The organism is Dysgonomonas termitidis, from assembly GCF_042654545.1.
GTDB lineage: Bacteria > Bacteroidota > Bacteroidia > Bacteroidales > Dysgonomonadaceae > Dysgonomonas > Dysgonomonas termitidis.
The window spans coordinates 1-578 of sequence record NZ_JBHSGN010000213.1 but is presented as its reverse complement, the minus strand read 5'-3'; the positions used below and the strand labels follow the sequence as shown (position 1 = coordinate 578).

Sequence of the window (578 nt, the reverse complement as noted above, 5' to 3'; positions counted from 1 at the left end):
AGCATGTACTGCTCAAGGATGCCTCGGCGCAGGCCGTCGAGCAGTACCTGGCGCCGCAGTTGCCGCCCCGGAGCCGGTAACAGCCGGGTTCAGGCTCCGGCCTCCGGTTCATTACACACACTAAAAGAAGGACAACGATGTATGCACTACGATTAAAAAAGGATATGGCGGACGAATCGTCCGTACCCGGCCTGGAAGCGATACTTGCCCGTGAAGCCGGAAACACAGGCATGGTTTACCTGTACCGCCTGGGCGGTACGTTGATGTGCTTTGAGCGCTCGGCCTGCATCGTGCTGAGCCTGTGTAATATGGAGACGGCTTTCCGCGTCAGCGAGGAGGGCTATGCCGATTACCTTGCCTGCGTAGTGAGCGATGTGGAGGGCCTGCGTAAAGCGGGTCTGAAGCTGTCCGGTGTCGGCGCGAATGAGATATCGCTGGAGACGGGTATCGTGTGCGGGGGATATGACCTGCTGCTGCGCAGCCTGAACCCCCTGGATAAGGACAGCCGTTATCTGGAGCTGTTGCGCGGCCTGCGTAGCGGTTCACCCGGCCAGGATGAAGAAACACAAAAATGGAAT

Annotated in this window: 1 protein-coding gene; it reads left to right on the top strand. The window is 58.7% G+C overall.

Going from position 1 to position 578, the window contains the following annotated elements; genetic code table 11:
* Window positions 1-164 precede the first annotated feature (164 nt).
* On the top strand, window positions 165-578 hold a 414-nt coding region (locus tag ACFO6W_RS26260), incomplete at its 3' end, for a hypothetical protein (protein ID WP_380002121.1).